This is a genomic window from Arthrobacter sp. CAN_A2 (assembly GCF_015752045.1).
GTDB lineage: Bacteria > Actinomycetota > Actinomycetes > Actinomycetales > Micrococcaceae > Arthrobacter_D.
Genome location: NZ_JADOUS010000001.1, coordinates 117,819 through 137,403, shown reverse-complemented (window position 1 = coordinate 137,403; position 19,585 = coordinate 117,819). Strand labels below are relative to the sequence as shown.

Below are 19,585 nucleotides of genomic sequence, written 5' to 3'. Positions count from 1 at the left end.
AACGGCGCGTTGCTAGCGTGGAACCATGAGTTCTCCTGTGCCTTCGCCGACCGCCGAGAACGACCCCGGGGGCAGGGCCGGCAGCGCCGCCCTAAGCATCCGCGGGCTCGCCAAACGCTTCGGCGGGAAGATCGCCGTGGACGGGGTGAGCCTCGAAGTGCCGCAGGGCTCCTTCTACGGGCTCGTCGGGCCGAACGGTGCCGGCAAGACCACGACCCTCTCGATGGCGACGGGGCTCCTCCGCCCCGACTTCGGGCAGGCGCTCGTCCACGGCGTGGACGTCTGGGCCCGCCCGCTGGAGGCCAAGAAGCTGATGGGGATCCTGCCCGACGGCGTCCGGCTCTTCGACCGGCTGACGGGTGAGCAGCTGGTCACCTACGCCGGCCTGCTGCGGGGCATGGACCGTGAGACCGTCGCAGAGCGGACCGGTGACCTGCTGCGGGCGCTCGACCTCGCCAACGACGCCGGTACGCTCGTCGTCGACTACTCGGCGGGCATGACGAAGAAGATCGCCCTCGCGTCCGCCCTCATCCACGCGCCCAGGCTGCTCGTCCTCGACGAGCCGTTCGAGTCGGTCGATCCGGTCTCCGCGGCGAACATCCGCGACATCCTCGCGGGCTACGTGGAGTCCGGCGGATCGGTGATCGTCTCCAGCCACGTCATGGACCTTGTGCAGCGGATGTGCGACCACGTCGCGGTCATCGCCGCGGGCACCGTCCTGGCCGCAGGGACCGTCGACGAGGTCCGCGGCGATGCGACGCTGGAGGACCGCTTCGTGGAACTCGTCGGTGGCCGCAACACATCGGAGGGGTTGTCGTGGTTGCGGACCTCCTGAGGCTGAAGCTCCTCCTCCTGCGCAACTCGCTCAGGCGGAGCACCGCGCAGCTCGTCGGGGTGATCCTCGGCGGCCTGTACGGGCTCGGCATCCTGGGGACGGTCGTCGTCGGGCTCGTGGTCCTCGGTGCCGCGGACCTCGAGCTCATCCGGACCATCCTCGTGCTCGGCGGATCCGCCGTGGTGCTCGGCTGGATCGTGATCCCGATCGCGGCGACCGGCATCGACATGACGCTCGATCCCGCCCGGTTCGTGACCTTCGCCATCCCGCAGCGGCAGCTCCTCACGGGGCTCGTGCTGGGCGGACTCGTGGGTATCCCCGGCGTGGTGACCCTCATCGCCGCGCTGGCACAGGTGTTCACCTGGATCAGGTACCCGGCTGCGGCGGTGACCGCGCTGGTGTGCGGCCTCGTGGCCGTCCTGCTGTGCGTGGTCGCTTCACGCCTGGTGACGACGGCGGTGTCCTCCATGACCGGTTCGCGCCGGTTCAAGGACATCAACGGCATCGTCGCCTTCATCCCGCTGATCTTCCTCGGACCGATCATCGGGGGAGTGACGGCCGGGTTCCAGAACTCTCCCGGCTTCGCCGCCTCCCTGGCCGACGTCCTCGCCTGGACGCCGTTGGGGGCGCTCTGGGCCGCGCCCGCCGATGTCGCCGCCGGCGATGCCGGGATCGCGGTGCTCCGGTTCCTGATCGGCCTCGGGACGCTCGGGCTGTTCCTCGTGCTGTGGAGCCGCAGCCTCAGCCACGCGCTCGTCACCCCTCCCTACAACGCCGTGACCAAGCGGGCGGGAGGCAACCTGGGCTGGCTCGGCCGGTTCCCGGCCACGCCTGCCGGTGCGGTCGCCGCCCGTGCCCTGACGTACTGGCAGCGCGATCCCCGCTACTTCGCCTCCCTCGTGGCGATCCCGTTCATCGCCGTACTGCTGTTCTTCTCGGGTGGTGGAGAGGGTGGAGCGTTCACGTTCCTCGGTCCGATCACGGCGTTCCTGCTGGCGTGGTCCATCTCCGCCGACATCTCCTACGACAACACGGCCTTCAGCCTGCACCTCTCCACAGGGGTCAGCGGGCGCGACGACCGCCGGGGCCGCGCGATTGCGCTCCTGGTGTTCGCGCTCCCGGCCACCCTGGTGTTCACGGTCGCCCCGGTGCTGATCGCGGGGCGGGTCGGGGACCTGCCGGTGATGGTGGGCCTGTCGATCGGCCTCCTGCTGACCGGGGCCGGGCTGTCGAGCGTCGTCTCCGCTCGGTACACCTACAACGTGCCGCTCCCGGGTGAGAGCGCCTTCAAGACCCCACCGGGGACGAACTTCATGATGTTCGCCGTGCAGTTCATCGGGTGGATCGTCATGCTGCTGCTGGCGCTGCCCGAGATCATCCTGACGATCGCCTACTTCGTGACCGGGGATGCGCTGTTCGGCTGGCTGGCCCTGCTGGTCGGCGTGATCCTCGGCGGATCCCTCCTGGTGGCCGGCATCAGGGTCGGCGGCCGGTGGTACGACCGCAGGGCACCCGAACTCCTGCTGGCGGTCTCGGCGAACCGCTGAGGTGTCGGCTGCCTGCCGTGCGCGCGGGTCTCCTGTCCGAGGGGCGGGTCTCCCGTCGCGGCGGGCCCGCTTCCCGTCCGTGCGAGCGGGGGCTGCTTGCGGCACCCCCGACGGGCCGTTGGAACCCCGTCGACCGCGCGAACTCTAAGCCCGGCAGATCGCCCTGACAAGAGTGGTCCGAATCGGGTGGTCCGGCTGCACATTCCGCCTGTGCATAACCTTCAGGTGGCCGAGTCCTTCGGGCTATGCTGAGGCCCATTCCGGCGAGTCGGGCGATGTGATGGGGGAGTTGCGTGTTTCCTGTGCGTGCAGAGGGCCATCGACGAGCAGCACCTCTTCCTGGACGAGCGGCACCACTTCTTGCCGGGGCCGCAGCGGCACTGGTGCTCCTGACCGGATGTCAGGGCGATGCGGACGCCTCACCCGCCCCGACCTCCGGCCCGCCGTCGTCATCGGCTGTGACCACGACCGCTGAAGCGTCCACCCCAGCCTCGGTCTCAGCTGCACCCGAACCGTCCCCGGCGTCATCGGCCGGTCCCGCGACCAACATCCCGGTACCCGCGAAGCCTGCGCTCGCAGACGAGAATTCGGCCGAGGGGCTCGAGGCCTTCACAGAGTACTGGCTCGAGCTGTTTTCTTACGGCTACGAGACGAATGACTGGGCGCCGTTCGATGAGGTGACTGATCCCCGATGCGGAACCTGTTCAACTGTCTCTTCTGCCGTGAGGAATGTATACGAGAGTGGAGGGTGGGTATCAGGGGGTGACTCGAGGGTCATGTCTTTTGTTTCGGACTTCCAGATTAACACCCAGGGGTCGATTGGCTCCTATGTCGAGGTTGTTCAAGGAGAATCTAGAATCTATTCAGCCTCCGGGAATGTGGTGGAGGAAACGCCGGAAGGAACTGCGAAATTCAAGGCTACTTTCTCGGCTTATCTTGATGGCAGATGGGTCATGCTCGATTTCGGTGCACCTGAGGGAACCGAATGATGAATCAAAGACACGTCGTGTTGTGTGGCGCAATAATTGGGCTTGCCTGTATTGTCTCGCTGGCACCAGCGTCGGCGAAAGACAGCAATATCCGGTTCGACGGTGATACGGCAACTGCAAAAATTCGCGATACCAACTTCTTCGGCGGGACTCCAGCGGGCAACAACCGTCCGCGGGATCGGGCTTCAGTAGGTTCGATCGGGCCTGTGTCGAACGAGCCCGGGGCCTCTGATCGGCCGCAAAGCAAAGTTACCTACGCCTACGTGCGGGCTTGTACCGCTGGTGTCGGCAGTTCGCTTGATCCCGCTCAATGCCCACGCATGAACGCCCAATGCGACGCCCAGGACGATGGAATCCTCGTCAACTGGATCGAAGTCGACAGCAACGTCCAGCCCGCAACGCGCACACCGACGGGCAGGTCGTCCTGCATGTATCCCGGGGAGCCTCCAGCACCGCCGATCGAGGGAGCAGAAGCACCCGAGGAAACGCCGATCGTGATCACCCTCGAAGAGTTCCAGAAGCAGCCCGTCCTCGCAGCAACCATCGTGTCCCAGCCGTCGAACTTCGGGCTCAGGAACGCACACTCCAACATCTACGCGCAGGCGCAGGAGCAGGAGTTCACCTTCGAGTTCGAGGACGCCGCAATCGTGCTGAAGGCCCGCCCGGTGTCCTACCGGTGGAACTACGGCGACGGGACAAGTGCAACGACGACCACCCCGGGAGGCCCGGTGGACGGCACCGCCTTCGACACCCCGACACCGACGAGTCACCAGTACGCGCAGACCGGCGACTTCGACCTGACGCTGACGACGTTCTTCGCCGGTGACTACTCGGTGGACGGTGGCCCGTTCCAGCCGGTCGCCGGTGAGGCAGCGGTCGTCTCGGAGCCCCATCTCATGAGCATCTGGCGCACCAGGGGGCACAACGTGAGCGAGAACTGCATCGAGAATCCCCGAGGAATCGGCTGCGAAGCCCCCACGCGATAACCGACTCGTGGCGTGTGGCGCGGTTCGGGATCAGAAGGGTGGGGGCTCGGGATCGCAGGCGTAGGTACGGCCCGCGGGTGAGGTGGCGACAAGGGTGCCCGGGGCGGGCTGGTCGTAGTGCCAGAGGCCTTCACTCTTGAGCATGTGGTGCTTGCGGCAGAGATGGGCGAGATTGTCGTGGCTGGTGGGTCCGCCACGGGACCAGGGGGTGGTGTGGTCCAGTTCGCAGCGGGCCGCGGGGATGCTGCACCCCGGGTGTCGGCAGGTGCGGTCGCGGACCCGCAACCACTTTTTCAAGTCCGCGGGGACGGCATAGGTGTTGCGTCCGACGCTGAGGACGGCCCCGGTCTCGGGATGGGTGAGGAGGCGCGTGAAGGAGGGCGCGTGGGCGGCGAGGCGCCGGGCGACGTCGGCGGGGATGGGCCCGTAGCCTTCCAGGTCCGCAGGGGCATCGTCGACGCCGAGCAGGGTCAGGACCGGGACGGTGACGTTGATGTGCGCCCGGATCCGGTGTCCGTCCTCCGCAGTGGCTGCCGCAGCGGAATCGGGCTGGGCGGCGTGGCAGGAGGGTGCGGAGTCACTGAGGAGGAGATCGGTCAGGACGTCGGCGCGAAGCTGGGGGAGCGTCCTCGGTTCGGTGGGGGTCTGGAGGGTGCGGGCCGTGTGGGTGAGTCTGGCGTCGATGGCGGCGGCGTCGGTGGCCGGCAGGTGGACGTGGATCCAGGCCATGGCGTCGTCCGCGGCGTCGAGGTCCACGCGGCGTCCCCGGGCGGCGGTGCGCGCGCGCTTCTCGAGGGCCTCGGGGTGGAGCTGGCTCCGAAGGCGGCGGGCCTTGTAGCTCAGCCGGGGCACCGTGGTGTCAGCGGCGATGGGCAGGAGGGCCTCTTCGAGGCGGGTGGCGGCGTGGTGGGGCAGGCCGGTGTATTCGTGCAGGAGCGTGGTGGCGTGCGGCCAGGAGATCGCACCGTCGCGGAGGGCGGTGAGGGTCCTGGGGTGGTAATTGACCAGCAGGGCCGAGTACTGGACGAGGCAGTGCGCGCTGCGTTCGGAGATGCGCAGCAAACAGGCGATCTCCGTGGCGGTGGTGGTGTCAGCGAGATTGGTGCGGTGGGGCCCGGGCCGGCCGGGCCAGAAATGGTCCATCATCCGCACTTCGAAGACTTTCCTCAATTCCTCGGTGCTCGCCGCGAGTTCGGCGTCGATCCGTGCTTTCTCGGCGCTCAGCGCGGTGATCCGAGCGGATATCCGATCGAGCTCCATCGCGTGTTCCGTCGACGTCCTCATGAATACATTCTCCCGCCCGCCACCGACATTATCGGACCACTCGGAACCTGGTTGCCGCGACTCGGCATAACACGATCCGGAGGTCGGCGGACAAACTCCGGAGGCTGATAGGCGGGGAATGCTTTTCGGGCCCTCGAGGCCACGGAGGCCCGGGCGATAGACTGGCGTCATGACTATGCCTGCTGATCCCTTTGCAAACGATCCACGCGATCCCGGCACCGGTGGCTCTACTGCGACCATCGAGCGCGAGGACGTCCGCCAGGAGATCGAGCCCGGCGACGCAGAGCGCTTCGCGCACTATGTCCGCAAGGAGAAGATCATGGAGTCCGCCTTCACCGGCGAGCCCGTCATCGCCCTCTGCGGCAAGGTGTGGACCCCCGGACGCGACCCCGAGAAGTTCCCCGTATGCCCCGAGTGCAAGGAGATCTACAACGGTCTTCGCCCGGGCAACGACAAGCCGAAGGACTGACGGCGTCGCCCCGCGACCTGAAACCACGGTGACATGAGGAAGGCTGCGGACAGATCCACCGGCGCGACCGGCGGGGCGATGTCCCCCGAGTTGCGCCCCCTGACCATCGGGATCCTGGCGATCATCACGTGCGCAGCCTTCGAGGCGATGGCCGTGGTGACCGCCATGCCGTCCGTGGCGCGTGAGCTCTCGGGGGAGTCGAGCTACGGCCTTGCGTTCTCGATGTACCTGACCGCGTCGCTGCTGGGCACCGTCGTGGCCGGTTCGTGGTGCGACCGCAGGGGGCCCCGGCCCGCCCTCGCCGTCGGACTGGGCCTCATGGTCCTCGGGCTGCTCGCGGCCGGTGCCGCACCCGACTTCTGGCTCGTGACGGTGGGCCGTGCCATCTCGGGGCTGGGTGGCGGATTCATGATCGTCGCGGTGTACGTGGTGATCGGGCGTTCGTTCCCGGAGAAGGCGCGGCCCGTGGTGTTCGGGTGGTTGGCGGCCGCCTGGGTCCTGCCCGCGCTCATCGGCCCGGTGGTGGCGGGGTTCGTGACCGAGCAGTTCGGCTGGCGCTGGGTGTTCCTCGGCGTCGTGCCCATCGTTCTCGCAGCGGTCATCATCGTCTGGCCGAAGACGAGGACGCTCGGTCCGGTCGAAGCCCCCGACGCCGGGTCGGCGCGGGCCCGCACCCTTCGCGGGCTCGCACTGGCCTCCGGTGTCTTCGCGGCGCAGTGGTCGCTCGTCCATCTCGCGGATACCGAGGATCCCGGCGGCGCGGTGGTGGTCGGGCTGGTGAGCCTCGCGGCGGCCGGAGTCGTCATCGCCCTCCTCGTGCTCCCCGCCCTCCTGCCGAAGGGGACCCTGCTCCTGGGGCGCGGGCTGCCCAGCATCATCGCGACCCGCGGCTTCGTCAACGTCGCCTTCTTCGGCACCGAGGCCTTCATCCCGCTGATGCTCGTCAGCTCCCGCGAGATCAGCCCGGGAACGGCCGGCCTGACATTGAGCGCCGGCGCGCTCGGGTGGAGCGCCGGCTCCTTCGTCCAGGCGCGCGTGACGTTCGGGCGCCAGTGGCTCCTGGTCGCGGGGTCATCCATCCTGTCGCTGAGCCTCGGTGGCTTCGCCCTGGCCACGGCGGTCGAGGCCCCGCTCTGGGTGCTGGCTGTGGTGTGGGGCCTGTCGGGCTTCGCCATGGGCATGACGCTCTCCAGCACCTCCGTCCTGGTACTGAAACTGTCCGCGGCGAACGAGCAGGGTCGCAACTCGGCGGCCCTGCAGATCTGCGACCAGCTCGGGGGAGTGGTGGGGACGGCGGGTGCCGGCGCCCTCTTCGCCCTCCTGCACGACGACGCCGATCCGGGACACGTCCCGACCTTTGTTGCGATCTGGCTGGCTCTCTGGGTGTTCACCGCAGCAGGTATAGTTTCGGGTCTGAGAGGGGCCCGGTCACCTGGTGACGGCCCCGGTCTCTCCCCCAGGAAGTCAATGGAAGGTACTGTCCCGGCGTGAGTAATGACACCCTGTTCGGTGCCGGCGCAGCCCTGCCTCCCGCCTATCCCGAGCGCGCAGCGTGGGGGACGGCCCCCAAGCTGCGCCAGTGGCAGACCGAAGCGCTGGAGAAGTACTTCCAGGATTCCCCGAGCGATTTCCTCGCCGTCGCGACCCCCGGCGCCGGCAAGACCACTTTCGCCCTCCGCGTGGCGACGGAGCTCGTGGAGCGTGGCATCGTCAACCGGGTCACCGTCGTCGCGCCAACCGATCACCTGAAGCGCCAGTGGGCCGACGCGGCAGCGCGGGTGGGCCTCGCGATCGACCCCAACTTCAAGAATGCCGACGGACGGCACGGCGGCGCGTTCATCGGCGTCGCGGTGACCTATGCGCAGGTGGCGAGCAAGCCCATGCTGCATCGCGCCAAGACGGAGGCCGCCCGCACCCTCGTGATCCTCGACGAGATCCACCATGGCGGCGACGCGCTCTCCTGGGGCGACGGCATCCGTGAAGCGTTCGAGCCCGCGACCCGGCGCCTCTCCCTCACCGGGACACCCTTCCGTTCGGACACCGCGGCCATCCCGTTCGTCGAGTACGCCGAGGACCGCGACGGCATCCGCCGGTCCCGCGCCGACTACACGTACGGCTACGGTCAGGCCCTCAAGGACAACGTGGTCCGCCCCGTCATGTTCATGGCCTACTCGGGCCAGATGCGCTGGCGCACGAGCGCGGGCGAGGAGATGGCGGCGTCGCTCGGCGAGGCAGCGGTCACGAAGGACATCACCGCCCAGGCCTGGCGGACGGCACTGAACCCCGCGGGCGAATGGATCCCCGCCGTCCTCGCCGCCGCGGACAAGCGGCTCACCGAGGTGCGGCGCACCGTGCACGACGCCGGTGGCCTCGTCATCGCGACGGACCACGACGACGCCCGCGCCTACGCCGGCCAGCTCAAGCGGATCACCGGGGAGTCCCCGACCGTCATCCTGTCCGACGACGCCAAGGCGTCCTCGAAGATCGAGGATTTCTCCGCGGGCGACAAGCGCTGGATGGTCGCGGTCCGCATGGTGTCCGAGGGTGTCGACGTGCCGCGCCTGGCGGTCGGCGTCTACGCGACCTCGACGGCGACCCCGCTGTTCTTCGCGCAGGCCGTGGGCCGGTACGTCCGGGCGAGACGGCGCGGCGAGACGGCGTCGATCTTCCTCCCCTCCGTACCCAACCTCATGGCACTGGCCAACCAGCTCGAACTGGAACGCGACCACGCCCTCGACCGGCCGGAGAAGGACGACGAGGGCTTCGGCCTCGAGGACGCGCTGATGGAGGCCGCGAACCGCGAGGACAAGGCGTCCGACTCCCTGACCAAGCAGAAGTTCGAGGCCCTCGAATCGCAGGCGTCCTTCGACCGCGTCCTCTTCGACGGTGGCGAGTTCGGCACCGGCGGCGAGATGGGCAGCGAGGACGAGCAGGACTTCCTGGGCATCCCCGGACTGCTCGATGCCGACCAGGTGGGCCAGCTGCTGCGCCAGCGCCAGCAGGAGCAGCAGGTCCGCCGGAAGTCCAGGCCGGCCGCGGCACCCGCGGACGAGCCGCTCGTGGTGGACCACCGGCAGCTCACCGAACTGCGGGGCCAGCTCGCCAAGAACGTCTCGGCCTGGGCGGCCCGTACGGGCATGCCGCACGGCCAGGTCCACGCGGAGCTGCGGCGCCAGTGCGGCGGGCCCGCGGTGGCGCAGGCCAACGAGGACCAGCTCCAGCGCCGCCTGCAGAAGCTGCAGGACTGGTTCATCGGGAAGAAATAGGACGAAGTAGGGGCGAAGTACGAGGGAAGAAGCGAAGGCCGGGCCGGGAGAACCGGCCCGGCCTTCGCCGCGAGCGACCTAGCGGACCAGCTCGGCGCCGGCGGCCTCCAGCTCGTCGAGCGCCGTCCCGGATCCGTCCTCGTGCACACCGCGCATGAGCGCGGTCGGCACCGTGACGGAGTAGCCGGCCTGGAGCGCGTCCAGCGCGGTCGCCCTGACGCAGTAGTCCGTCGCCAGGCCGACGACGACGACGTCGTCCACGTCGTGGTCCCGCAACCAGTCGTCGAGGGTCATCGGGCTTTCATCGCCACTGTCCGCCGCCGCGCCGCCGAGCTTCTGGTCCCCCGTCGGCACCTCGTCGTCGGGAGCCTTGACGCCCTCAAAGCCGGAGTAGGCGGCCTCGAACCGGCCCTTGCGGAACACCGCGTCGATGCTCTCGGTGTCGAGGTCCGGGTGGAAGTCGGCACCCTTGGTGTCCGCGACGCAATGGACGGGCCAGGAGTCGACGAAGTCCGGTGTCTCCGAGAAGTGGGTCCCCGGATCGATGTGCCAGTCCTGCGTGGCGACGATGTAGTCGTACCCTGCGGCCTGCTCGTCGATGTGGTCGCTGATGTCGGCGGCGACCTGCGCGCCCCCCTCGACGGCGAGTGAACCGCCCTCACAGAAGTCGTTCTGCACGTCCACGATGATCAGGGCGCGGGTCATGATGCTGCCTCCTCGTACTCGGTGGGGATGACTGGTTCGCCGCGCTGCAGACGCCGGACGGCTCCCGGCAGCTCGGCGATCGAGCTCAGGTGACGCTCGGCGGCGCGGGTGACGGCCTCCGGTCCGGTCCAGCCGGGCAGGACCACGCCGTCGCTCACGAACTGCTGCACCAGCGGGCGGTCGTTGCCGTCGTCGGCGGGGCTGATGCCGATCCCCACGATCTCGGCCTGCGCCCTGCCGTGCTCGTCCAGGCGGCGCAGCGCGCGCTTGTGTCCGCCGACCGACGCCTTGTTCTTGGCCGCCTTCGCGACGGACACGAAGGTGCCGTGGTCGTCCTGCCGGCTCACCAGTTTGTAGACCATGCCGGCGGTCGGGGCGCCGGACCCGGTGACGAGGGACGTGCCGACGCCGTAGGAGTCGACGGGCGCCGAGGCGAGCAGCCCGATGGCGAACTCGTCGAGGTCGGAGGTCACGACGATCTTGGTGTTGTGGTTGCCGAGGTCGTCGAGGAGTTCACGCACCCAGCGCGCCTGGGCCACGAGGTCGCCTGAGTCCAGCCGGACGGCGCCCAGCTCGGGACCCGCGACGTCGACGGCGGTCCGGACGCCCTGCTCGACGTCGTACGTGTCCACCAGGAGCGAGGTGCTGCGTCCGAGGGCGGCGACCTGCGCCTCGAAGGCGGCCCGCTCGGAGTCGTGCAGGAGCGTGAAGGAGTGCGCGGCCGTGCCCACCGTGGGGACACCGTACCGGCGGCCGGCCTCGAGGTTGGACGTGCTGGTGAAGCCGCCGATGATCGCGGCGCGCGCGGCGGCGACGGCGGATTCCTCGTGCGTGCGGCGCGAGCCCATCTCGATGCACGGGCGCCCCGCCGCGGCTCCCGTCATGCGGGAGGCCGCCGAGGCGATGGCGCTGTCGTGGTTCAGGATCGACAGGATGAGCGTCTCGAGGATGCAGGCCTCGGCGAAGGTCGACTCCACCGTCAGGATGGGGGAGTTGGGGAAGTAGGCCTCGCCTTCCGCGTACCCGGAGATCGATCCGGTGAAGCGGAAGTCGGCCAGCCAGGCGAGCGTGGCGTCGTCGACGATCCGGTGGTCGCCGAGGAACGCGAGCTGCGCGTCGTCGAACCGGAAGGTGGCCAGCGCCTCCAGCAGCCGTCCCGTACCCGCGACGACGCCGTAGCGCCGGCCCGCCGGGAGGCGCCGCGCGAACGCCTCGAACACCGAACGGCGATGGGCCGCACCGGAGTGCAGCGAGGCCTGCAGCATCGTGAGCTCGTACTGGTCGGTGAAGAGCGCACTGTTCGGTGCGGTCACCGCCGGGGGCGTGGGACCGGCAGCGGCCGGCGGGTTCGTGGTCAGGGCATCGGTCACCCTGAAAACGATAGCCGGGCGTCCGCCGAGAGAGTACCCGGCCACCCCGTGCGGGCGAGCCGCCCTAGAATGGCGATCATGACAGTTGGCTTTGCAACCGGTACGGACACCCAGGAGAAGACGGGGACGGCCGAGAAGACCGACCTCGACCAGCCCTGGATCGTGGTGGTGTGGAACGACCCCGTGAACCTGATGAGCTATGTGAGCTTCGTCTTCCAGACCTACTTCGGCTACAGCGAGGCCAAGGCGCGCACCCTGATGCTCGAGGTCCACGAGCAGGGCCGCTCCGCCGTCGTCTCCGGCAGCCGCGAGAAGGTGGAGCAGGACACCGTCGCCCTCCACTCGTACGGACTGTGGGCCACCTTCGAAAAAGCCGGAAGCGAGTAGGCGGACCCCATGGCGAAACCCTTCAAGTCGACGCGCCGGGGCATCACCGGAGCACTGGAGCCCGGTGAGGCACGCCTGCTGGGCGCACTCCTCGACGACGTCATCTCCATGCTCGAGCCCGAGACGGCTCCGAGCGAGGATCCGCTGGCGGCCATGGTCGGCATGTCCGGTGCCGACGCCGAGGCCACGGCTCCCGATGATTCCGCCGTCCGCCGCCTCCTGCCGGATGCGGTGCGCGACGACGACGACGAGGCGCTGGCCTTCCGCCGCCTGACGGAACGGTCCCTGCGGGAGCAGAAGATCGGCGCCCTGCGCAGCAGCGCGCTGCTCATCGAGTCCAGTCCCATGACGCTCACCGGCGAGCAGGCGAGGCTGTTCGCCCAGGCGCTCAACGACGTCCGGCTGGTCCTCGCCGACCGCCTCAGCATCGAGACGGAGGAGGACGCCGAACGGCTCCACGACATCGCGGATTCGAAGGACGTCGACGACGTCGAGTCCTACCTCGCCCTCGTCTACAACTTCATCTCCTGGCTCCAGGAATCGCTCGTGCAGGCGCTGCTGAAGGCAGCGAAGCTGGAGCGCTGACCCGCCCGCCTCGGGGACCGGCCGCGCGCGGTCGAACGGGAGGCTGTGACAAAACCCACGGATCGGCGAATAGTTTTCAACGGCGGCACGTCATATTGTCGAAGGATTATGAGCCCAGAGCCAGCGAACACGCATCGCAGCGAAGCGCCCATCGGGATCTTCGACTCCGGTGTCGGCGGACTGACGGTCGCCCGAGCGGTCATCGACCAGCTGCCCCACGAGTCCGTCATGTACGTCGGCGACACCGCGAACGGACCGTACGGCCCGCTGCCGATCGCCCGGGTCCGGGCGCATGCCCTCGGCGTCATGGACGAACTCGTCGACTCGGGCGTCAAGCTGCTCGTGATCGCTTGCAACTCGGCCTCCGCGGCGGTCCTCCGCGATGCGCGGGAACGCTACACGGCGCGGTACGGCATCCCCGTGATCGAGGTCATCCAGCCCGCGGTGCGCCGGGCCGTCGCCGCCACCCGTTCGGGGAGGATCGGCGTCATCGGCACGACGGCGACCGTCGGCTCGCGCGCCTACGACGACACCTTCGCGGCTGCGCCGCACCTCGAGGTCACGTCCGTGGCCTGCCCCGCGTTCGTCGAGTTCGTGGAAGCCGGGGTCACCGGAGGTGAAGCCCTCCTGCGGACGGCGAAGGAGTACCTCGAGCCGTTGAGGGCCGCGGGCGTCGACACCCTGGTGCTCGGCTGCACCCACTATCCGCTGCTCACCGGCGTCATCTCCTACGTCATGGGCGACTCCGTCACCCTGGTCTCGAGCGCTGAGGAGACGGCCAAGGACGTCTACCGCGCCCTCGTCTCGCACGGCCTCGAGCGCGAGACCACTGCGCCGGGGGTGCACCGCTTCATCGCGACCGGCGATGCCGCGGGCTTCGAGGTCCTCGCCCGTCGCTTCCTCGGCCCCGAGGTGCTCAGCGTGCAGCACGTGGACCATGTGGCCGCGCAGTACCCGACCGGCAGCCTCGCGCGGATCACGCCCGAGATGATCGCGGCCGCGGGATTCCCGTCGGCATGAAACTCACGATCGTCGGCTGCAGCGGCTCCTTCCCCGGTCCCCAGTCACCGGCCTCCTGCTACCTGCTCAGCGCGCAGTGGCAGGGTCGTACCTGGCGGATCCTCCTCGATCTCGGCAACGGGTCGCTCGGGGCACTGCAGCGGCACATGGACCTCCGCGAGATCGACGCCATCTTCCTCTCGCACCTGCACCCCGACCACTGCATGGACCTGTGCGGCCTGCACGTCGCCGTCCACTGGGATCCCTCCGGCTGGGGGCTGCCCCGCATCCCCGTGTGGGGGCCGGCGGCGACGGCGGACAGGATGGCGAGCGCCTACGGACTCGAACTCGACCCGGGCATGCACGAGGACTTCGACTTCCAGTCCTGGACCGATCGCGGCCCGGTGACGGTGGGGCCCTTCACGATCACCCCCTACCAGGTCCTCCACCCCATCGAGGAGGCGTACGCGCTGCGCGTCGAGGTGGCCGAGACCGATACCGAGGGCGTCGACCACACCCGGGTCATCACCTACTCCGGCGACACGGATGCGTGCGACGGTCTGGTGGACGCAGCCCGCGACGCGGACATCTTCCTGTGCGAGGCCGCGTTCCACGAGGGCCGCGACGACGGCATCTCGGGGGTCCACCTCACCGGCAAACGGGCAGGCGACGTGGCCACCCGGGCGTCCGCGAAGCGCCTCCTCCTCACCCACCTGCCGGTCTGGAACGACGCCAACGTCGCCGTGAGCGAGGCCCGCGAGAGCTACGACGGCCACCTGGCCGTCGCCGTCGCAGGGGTCTCCTACACCGTCTGACACCCGGGCCCGGCGGCCCGCCCGACCTTCATCGGACGCAGTTGCCAGCCATCTCCCATGCGCCCCCGTCTAGACTGGGAGCCATGACCCCCGCGAATCCGACGTCCGTCCCTGCCCCCGTGAGCACCGCCCCCGTCCTCCGTGCGGACGGTCGGGCACCCGATCAGCTGCGCACCATCACCATCACACGAGGCTGGTCGAAGCAGGCCGAGGGGTCGGCCCTCATCGAATTCGGCAACACCCGCGTCCTCTGCACGGCGTCCCTGACCAGCGGGGTGCCACGGTGGCTCAAGGGAGAGGGCAGGGGCTGGGTCACCGCCGAGTACGCGATGCTTCCCCGTGCCACCAACACGCGATCCGACCGCGAGTCGGTCAAGGGGAAGATCGGCGGCAGGACGCACGAGATCTCGCGGCTGATCGGACGGTCGCTGCGCTCCATCATCGACACGAAGGCTCTGGGCGAGAACACCATCGTCCTCGACTGCGACGTCCTGCAGGCCGACGGCGGCACGCGGACGGCGGCGATCACGGGAGCGTACGTCGCGCTCGCCGACGCCATCCGGTACGCCAAGGACAAGAAGCTCATCCCCGCCTCGGCCTCCCCGCTCACGGACACCGTGGCCGCCGTCAGCGTGGGCATCATCGACGGCGTCCCCATGCTCGACCTGCCCTACGTCGAGGACGTGCGCGCCGAGACGGACATGAACGTCGTCGTCACCGGGTCGGGTACCTTCGTCGAGGTCCAGGGGACGGCGGAGGGTGCGCCCTTCGACCGCGCCGAGCTCGACGCCCTGCTGGACCTCGCGTTGGTGGGCACCGCCCAGCTCACACAGATCCAGATCGACACCCTCCGGGACTCCCAGGATGCCTGAGCAGTCCCGACCCCGGCTGGTGCTCGCCACCCGGAACGCCGGCAAACTGCGTGAGCTGCGTGAGCTGCTGCGCGGTCAGGTGCCCGGGCTCGACGTCGACACGCAGGTCGTCGACGCCGCCACCGCCGGCGCCCCGGACGTCGTGGAGAGCGGGGTCACCTTCGAGGAGAACGCGGTGCTGAAGGCCGAGCAGACCGCACGGGCCACCGGCCTCCTCGCCGTCGCCGACGACTCGGGGCTGGCCGTGGACGTCCTGGGCGGGGCCCCGGGCATCTTCTCCGCGCGGTGGGCGGGCCGGCACGGCGACGACGCTGCCAACCTCGACCTCCTCCTGGCACAGCTCGCCGACATCCCGCAGGAGCGTCGCGGCGCGGCCTTCGTCTGCGCGGCGGCCCTCGCCCACCCCGACGGCGGGCCCGCCGGCCACACGGAGCGCGGCGAGCTGCGGGGATCGCTCCTGGCCGCCCCGCGCGGAGCGGGCGGCTTCGGCTACGATCCCATCCTCGTTCCCGAGGGACACGACCGGACGTGCGCGGAGCTCGCCCCGGAGGAGAAGAACGCGATCAGCCACCGCGGCATCGCGTTCAGGGCGCTCCTGCCGCACCTCATCGAGGCGCTGCAGTAGCGGTCGACCGCAGCAGCAGCCAGCACCAACAGCCAACACCGCACGCCGGCCGTCCCGCAGGACGGACCATGAGAGGGACGGATACACCGTGAGCATCACCCAGACAGTCCAGACGATCCATGTCGCAGCAGCGACCACGACGTCGGACGGCTCGGCCCTCGGCGCGGTCACCGACTGGGCGGTGAACCTGATGGAGACCATCGGTGCGCCCGGTGCGGGTCTGGCCATCGCCCTCGAGAACCTCTTCCCGCCTCTGCCGAGCGAGGTCATCCTGCCGCTGGCGGGCTTCACCGCCAGCCGCGGCAACTTCTCCCTGTTCGAGGCGATCCTGTGGACCACCCTGGGCTCGGTCGTCGGCGCCTACGCGCTGTACGCCCTCGGAGCCTGGCTCGGCCGGGACCGCATGCGGCGGCTCGTGTCCAGGGTGCCGCTCATCGACCTCGAGGACGTCGACAAGGTAGAGGCCTGGTTCGACCGGCACGGGTACCGGGCCGTCTTCTTCGGCCGCATGATCCCGCTCTTCCGGAGCCTCGTGTCCATACCGGCGGGCATCGAGCGCATGCCGATCGGCAAGTTCCTCCTGCTCACCACCGCCGGCAGCCTCATCTGGAACACGATCTTCGTGATGGCGGGCTTCTACCTGGGGGAGAGCTGGCACATCGTCGAGCAGTACGCGAACACGTTCCAGAAGATCGTGATCGTCGCCGTCGTCCTCTTCGCCGTCTACTTCGTGGTCTCCAAGGTGCGCAAGCACCGCGCGAGGAAGCGGATCCAGTGACCGGCGGGCCCGCCGTCGGTGCGGCCGCGGACCCCCTGGTCCGCGTCTGGCCGCTGTTCGGGCGCGTCGCCTCGGGGTCCTGGCTCACCCGGTCCGTCCACGGTCAGGGGTTCGGGACCGAGATGCGGGCCGCCGTGCTGCAGTTCGCCTTCGACCACCTGGGCGCGACGTCCGCGGTATCGGAGGCCGCGGCGTGGAACGGTGCCTCGCTCGGTGTATCCACCCGGCTCGGCTACGCCCTGAACGGGACCTCGCTCGTGGAGGCCCGCCGCGGGGAGGTCGACGTGCAGCAGAACCTCCTGCTGGCCCGGGCGGATTTCGTCCGGCCGGACTGGGTGGCCGACGTACAGGGCGTCGGGGCGGTCCGGGACCTCCTCATTCCTGGAGCGCACCACTGACCGCTCGGCCCTCCGCGAGCAGGCGGGAGAGGTCCGACGACGGGTCGAACAGCAGGCCGTGGATGCCCAGGTCCTTCGCCGTGGCGACGTTCGCGGGCGAGTCGTCCACGAAGGTGACCAGGCCCGGGTCGGCCGCGAGCTCCGCCAGGACGCGCTCGAAGATCGAGGGAGCGGGTTTGACGAGCTGCAGCGCGGAGCTGAAGAAGGTGTGCCGGAAGAGCTTCGTCCACGGGGCGCCCGCGAACTGTGCGGCCATCGCCGCAGGCATGTTGGACAGCACCGCCAGGCGTTCTCCCCGCGCGTCCAGGTCCTCGAGGACGTCGAGCGTCTCGAGGTTCAGGTGCGACCACTGGTTCGCGTCCAGGATGTCGAGCCAGCCCGCGCGGAGCGGCCCGACGCGGTCGCCGCACACGAGCGACCAGTAACCGTCGGAGGTCAGGGACCCGGCGTCGTAGGCGAAGCGGTGCCGCCAGTAGGTGGAGCCGGGGTCCTGGAGGCGGTCGACGCCCGTCGCCTCCGCGAGCAGATCCCAGTCCTGGGGTGTCGGGGCCGTGGAGATGACGTTGCCGTAGTCGAAGAGGTACCACCGTCGTGGACTGTCAGTGCGGGTCATGGTCCAGCATAGGAACACACCCGGCGATACGGTGCCGGTGCCGCGGTGAACTTCGGGTGAACGGCAGGCGCGGGCGCGGCGGTAAACTGGGGACCGTGGGAATCGCGTTCACGGCCATCGACTTCGAGACGGCGAATGGCTTCCGCGGCTCCCCGTGCGCCGTCGGCCTGACCAAGGTCAGGGACGGCCGGGTCGTCGAGGAGGCCTCCTGGCTGATGCGTCCGCCCGTCGGCCACGACCACTTCGACTCCCGCAACATCGCGATCCACGGCATCACCTCGGCGATGGTCGAGGACGCCCCGCGCTTCGGGGAGCTCTTCCCCGAGATCGGCGGGTTCATCGGCTCGGACGTCCTGGTCGCGCACAACGCCGCGTTCGATCTCGGCGTCATCCGGTCGGCGCTCGAAGTCTCCGCGCTGTCGGGTCCCGCATGGGACTACGCCTGCACCGTGGTGCTCGCGCGCAAGAGCTATTCGCTGCCCTCCTACTCCCTGCCGTTCGTCGCCGAGGCGGCCGGGGTGCCCCTGCTCAACCACCACGATGCCGTGGAGGACGCCCGGGCCTGCGCCGGCATCATGATCGACATCGCCCGGCGCTACGGTGCACCGACCGTCGAGCGCGTGCTCGAAAGCCACAACCTCCCCCTCTCGCACGCCGAGCCCTACGCGCCCGGCATCGACGAACTGTCGAAGGCCACACGCACGGCCCTCGAGCGCGGCACCTCGCCCACCGGCTGGGCCGGCTGGCCGGAGGAGGGGGAGAACCCCCACGCGAACGCCCAGGCCGATCCGCGGCACCCGCTCTACGGTCAGACCGTGGTCTTCACCGGCAATCTCGGCATCCCGCGCCCCCAGGCGAAGGAGCGTGCGGCGCGCCTCGGGGCGCAGCCGGCGAGCTCCGTCACCCGGCGCACCACGGTCCTCGTGGTCGGGGACGGCTTCGTGGCCTCCGACCTCCGCAACGGCCGCGTCACCGGCAAGGCACGGCGGGTGCTCGAACTGCACGAGCGCGGCCAGGAGATCGAGGTACTGTCCGAAGCCGAGTTCCTGCAGATGACCGGCGGACGGTGGCCGGCAGACAGCCAGTGACCGCGCCGGGGGTCGCCGGCCGGCGGTTCACAGGTGGAGTTCGACGCCGGTCAGCCGTGCCGAGAGGTCGATGAGCCGGGCCGCGGCGTTGCGCTCCCGTGCATGCCGTTCCGCCGGGACGACGGCGGGTTGCCCCGTGAGCTGGAACCAGCCGTCGGGACCGCAGTAGGCGCCGTTCGGGATGCCACGGTCGATCGTGGCGCGCACGAGCGGCCAGGCGCCGTCGTCCTTCCCCTGCGCCACCGGCTCCATGACCCGCTGCCTCCACCGGGCCACCGGCACGAACGGGCGCGCGGTGACTCCGGGACGGTCCGGCGTGAGCATGCCGAGGGCCAGCCCCGGGTGGGCGACGACGCTGGTCGCCGTACTGCCGGTGGCATCGAGTCGGCGGGCGAGCTCGAATCCGAAGGCCATGACCGCGAGCTTCGACGTCGCGTACGCGCGGGCACTGCTGTACGAGGACGGCTGCAGGGACGACGGCGTGAGGCGCGCCCACCGGTGGCTGATACTGCCGAGGTGCACGATCCTCGCGCCCGCGGCGGACAGCGACGGCAGGAGCAGTGCGATCAGCGCATAGTGGCCCAGATGGTTGGTCCCGAACTGGAGCTCGAAGCCGTCCGCCGTCGTCTTCCGTCGCCTGGACCCGATCACGCCCGCGTTCGCGAGCAGGCCGCTCAGCGGCGCTCCTGCGGCGATCGTCGCCGCGGCCGCGCGGACGGACGCGAGGTCCGCCAGGTCGAGGGGCTGGAAGGAGACCCCGGCGCCGGGGTACCGGCTGCGGATGGCGTCCATGGCCCGCGCCGCCTTGTCGGCGTTCCGCGACGCCATCACCACGTGGGCGCCCGCCGCGGCCAGCTGCTCGCAGGCGAAGTAGCCGAGGCCGGCGTTGCCGCCCGTGACGAGGATGCGCTCACCGGCGAGCGGAGGGAGTTCGGCAGGGTTCCACATGGGACCCAGCCTAGATCGCTCCGCCG

The 19,585-nt window shown here is 69.7% G+C and carries 21 protein-coding genes; 16 read left to right on the top strand and 5 right to left on the bottom strand.

The features are described 5' to 3' along the window. Positions 1-25 precede the first annotated feature (25 nt). From IWX63_RS00615 to IWX63_RS00600, 4 genes are all read left to right on the top strand, one after another. A complete protein-coding gene (locus tag IWX63_RS00615; protein ID WP_334685514.1) occupies positions 26-835 on the top strand; it encodes an ABC transporter ATP-binding protein in 810 nt (269 codons plus the stop codon). Then, a complete protein-coding gene (locus IWX63_RS00610) occupies positions 817-2,382 on the top strand; it encodes a transporter (protein WP_199276225.1) in 1,566 nt (521 codons plus the stop codon). The genes IWX63_RS00615 and IWX63_RS00610 overlap by 19 nt, the downstream gene beginning before the upstream one ends. Before the next feature lie 458 nt (positions 2,383-2,840). Beyond that, positions 2,841-3,371 carry a DUF6318 family protein gene (locus IWX63_RS00605; protein WP_199276224.1) on the top strand — a complete coding sequence of 177 codons (531 nt, stop codon included), beginning with the start codon at positions 2,841-2,843 and terminating at the stop codon, positions 3,369-3,371. 320 nt (positions 3,372-3,691) lie between these two features. Next, complete coding sequence (locus tag IWX63_RS00600) at positions 3,692-4,357, top strand: PKD domain-containing protein (RefSeq protein WP_199276223.1); 666 nt, start codon at positions 3,692-3,694, stop codon at positions 4,355-4,357. A gap of 30 nt (positions 4,358-4,387) precedes the next feature. Here the strand turns inward: IWX63_RS00600 and IWX63_RS00595 are convergent, their stop codons facing one another. Then, positions 4,388-5,641, bottom strand: coding sequence for an HNH endonuclease (locus IWX63_RS00595; RefSeq protein WP_199276222.1), 1,254 nt, complete (start codon positions 5,639-5,641; stop codon positions 4,388-4,390). A gap of 169 nt (positions 5,642-5,810) precedes the next feature. On the opposite strand from IWX63_RS00595, the gene IWX63_RS00590 reads away from it, so the two are divergent. The 3 genes from IWX63_RS00590 to IWX63_RS00580 are packed head-to-tail and all read left to right on the top strand — an operon-like array spanning position 5,811 to position 9,376. Further along, positions 5,811-6,110: a DUF3039 domain-containing protein gene (locus IWX63_RS00590; RefSeq protein WP_199276221.1), complete on the top strand. Its 300-nt coding sequence runs from the start codon at positions 5,811-5,813 to the stop codon at positions 6,108-6,110. A gap of 33 nt (positions 6,111-6,143) precedes the next feature. Then, positions 6,144-7,601 carry an MFS transporter gene (locus IWX63_RS00585; RefSeq protein WP_199276220.1) on the top strand — a complete coding sequence of 486 codons (1,458 nt, stop codon included), beginning with the start codon at positions 6,144-6,146 and terminating at the stop codon, positions 7,599-7,601. Beyond that, positions 7,598-9,376 (top strand): DEAD/DEAH box helicase, encoded by a 1,779-nt coding sequence (locus IWX63_RS00580; RefSeq protein ID WP_199276219.1) that lies wholly within the window; start codon positions 7,598-7,600, stop codon positions 9,374-9,376. Before IWX63_RS00585 ends, IWX63_RS00580 begins: the two co-directional genes overlap by 4 nt. Positions 9,377-9,454: 78 nt before the next feature. Here the strand turns inward: IWX63_RS00580 and IWX63_RS00575 are convergent, their stop codons facing one another. Continuing rightward, entirely contained in the window at positions 9,455-10,081 is a 627-nt protein-coding gene (locus IWX63_RS00575) for an isochorismatase family protein (protein ID WP_199276218.1), read from the bottom strand. Continuing rightward, the gene (locus IWX63_RS00570; RefSeq protein ID WP_334685564.1) at positions 10,078-11,394 is read right to left on the bottom strand and encodes a nicotinate phosphoribosyltransferase; all 1,317 of its coding nucleotides are present in this window, start codon (positions 11,392-11,394) and stop codon (positions 10,078-10,080) included. Before IWX63_RS00570 ends, IWX63_RS00575 begins: the two co-directional genes overlap by 4 nt. 135 nt (positions 11,395-11,529) lie before the next feature. Here IWX63_RS00570 and clpS point away from each other — a divergent pair, with 135 nt between their 5' ends. The 8 genes from clpS to IWX63_RS00530 all read left to right on the top strand — a co-directional run bounded on the left by clpS (position 11,530) and on the right by IWX63_RS00530 (position 16,910). Beyond that, positions 11,530-11,838: an ATP-dependent Clp protease adapter ClpS gene (clpS, locus tag IWX63_RS00565; RefSeq protein ID WP_199276217.1), complete on the top strand. Its 309-nt coding sequence runs from the start codon at positions 11,530-11,532 to the stop codon at positions 11,836-11,838. Between the two features lie 9 nt (positions 11,839-11,847). Continuing rightward, a complete protein-coding gene (locus tag IWX63_RS00560; RefSeq protein ID WP_199276216.1) occupies positions 11,848-12,423 on the top strand; it encodes a DUF2017 domain-containing protein in 576 nt (191 codons plus the stop codon). Between the two features lie 108 nt (positions 12,424-12,531). Next, positions 12,532-13,443, top strand: coding sequence for a glutamate racemase (gene murI / locus IWX63_RS00555; protein ID WP_199276215.1), 912 nt, complete (start codon positions 12,532-12,534; stop codon positions 13,441-13,443). Further along, on the top strand, positions 13,440-14,237 hold the full coding sequence (locus IWX63_RS00550) for an MBL fold metallo-hydrolase (RefSeq protein WP_199276214.1): 798 nt from the start codon (positions 13,440-13,442) through the stop codon (positions 14,235-14,237). Before murI ends, IWX63_RS00550 begins: the two co-directional genes overlap by 4 nt. 83 nt (positions 14,238-14,320) lie before the next feature. Further along, positions 14,321-15,109, top strand: a complete 789-nt coding sequence (rph, locus tag IWX63_RS00545) for a ribonuclease PH (RefSeq protein WP_199276213.1) — start codon at positions 14,321-14,323, stop codon at positions 15,107-15,109. Beyond that, positions 15,102-15,734 carry an RdgB/HAM1 family non-canonical purine NTP pyrophosphatase gene (rdgB, locus tag IWX63_RS00540; RefSeq protein ID WP_199276212.1) on the top strand — a complete coding sequence of 211 codons (633 nt, stop codon included), beginning with the start codon at positions 15,102-15,104 and terminating at the stop codon, positions 15,732-15,734. The genes rph and rdgB overlap by 8 nt, the downstream gene beginning before the upstream one ends. 190 nt (positions 15,735-15,924) lie before the next feature. Further along, positions 15,925-16,512: a DedA family protein gene (locus tag IWX63_RS00535; RefSeq protein ID WP_199276495.1), complete on the top strand. Its 588-nt coding sequence runs from the start codon at positions 15,925-15,927 to the stop codon at positions 16,510-16,512. After that, a complete protein-coding gene (locus IWX63_RS00530) occupies positions 16,509-16,910 on the top strand; it encodes a GNAT family N-acetyltransferase (protein WP_199276544.1) in 402 nt (133 codons plus the stop codon). The genes IWX63_RS00535 and IWX63_RS00530 overlap by 4 nt, the downstream gene beginning before the upstream one ends. Here IWX63_RS00530 and IWX63_RS00525 read toward each other — a convergent pair. After that, positions 16,888-17,523, bottom strand: coding sequence for an HAD family hydrolase (locus tag IWX63_RS00525; protein WP_199276211.1), 636 nt, complete (start codon positions 17,521-17,523; stop codon positions 16,888-16,890). The two genes, IWX63_RS00530 and IWX63_RS00525, sit on opposite strands and share 23 nt — an antisense overlap. 95 nt (positions 17,524-17,618) lie before the next feature. Here IWX63_RS00525 and IWX63_RS00520 point away from each other — a divergent pair, with 95 nt between their 5' ends. Continuing rightward, a complete protein-coding gene (locus IWX63_RS00520; RefSeq protein WP_199276210.1) occupies positions 17,619-18,611 on the top strand; it encodes an exonuclease domain-containing protein in 993 nt (330 codons plus the stop codon). A gap of 27 nt (positions 18,612-18,638) precedes the next feature. Here the strand turns inward: IWX63_RS00520 and IWX63_RS00515 are convergent, their stop codons facing one another. Then, entirely contained in the window at positions 18,639-19,559 is a 921-nt protein-coding gene (locus tag IWX63_RS00515; protein WP_199276209.1) for an SDR family NAD(P)-dependent oxidoreductase, read from the bottom strand. Between the last annotated feature and the right edge of the window lie 26 nt (positions 19,560-19,585).